The following is a 602-nucleotide window of genomic DNA, read 5'->3' on the forward strand; positions in this document are numbered from 1 at the left end:
GTGTTCGGGCTTTTATTCTCAGTGAGGAAAAAGGAAGTCGAATATTACGAATGGATAGAAAGGGATGGTAAGTGATGGCTATTATTAAAAATTATTCACTTGGGGATTTTGGCTGCATCGGGACCGAATCTGAGTTTATTTTGATCATCAAAAATAAAATTTATGGGCCCTGGGGTAATGAGCGCTTTGAATCAGTTTTAAATACTTTAGAAGGCGTACTTGAACAGCCTCGAAAATTAGTACCTTTAGCAGAATGAAAAGGGGGAGTGTCCGGTGATGGAAACAGCTTTAAAAAATCGAGTGCAGCATGACGGGTCTATCACCATAGCAATTGGGCGCAACCGTTGGGATAAGGGTTGGAAAAATAAAGACATGCTATGGTCCGATCTGCTGAGAAAATTATCAACACCAAATTACACGAATGAAACCTATGCAGAATATAAAAAGATGTCCAAGTCACAGCAGGACCAAATAAAAGATGTTGGCGGGTTTGTTGGGGGCTCTTTAAAAGGCGGCCGCCGGAAAACAGATACAGTAGCCTGGCGTCAAATTGTCACCCTCGACGCCGATTTCATAAAAGGCGATCTCTGGGCGTCAGTGGA

Annotated in this window: 1 protein-coding gene and 1 pseudogene; both read left to right on the top strand. The window is 42.5% G+C overall.

Annotated features, from left to right (window positions below):
* Positions 1–74: 74 nt before the first annotated feature.
* The gene (locus tag ACWHAR_RS29445; RefSeq protein WP_146260900.1) at positions 75–257 is read left to right on the top strand and encodes a hypothetical protein; all 183 of its coding nucleotides are present in this window, start codon (positions 75–77) and stop codon (positions 255–257) included.
* A 19-nt stretch (positions 258–276) separates the two neighbouring features.
* A pseudogene (locus tag ACWHAR_RS29450) lies at positions 277–602 on the top strand (hypothetical protein); the annotation flags it as partial.

This window comes from Bacillus sp. LR--39 (assembly GCF_053613335.1).

Bases quoted from the DNA above. Each gene is read 5' to 3' on its own strand.
- ACWHAR_RS29445 (WP_146260900.1), top strand. From the start codon at position 75: ATGGCTATTATTAAAAATTATTCACTTGGGGATTTTGGCTGCATCGGG.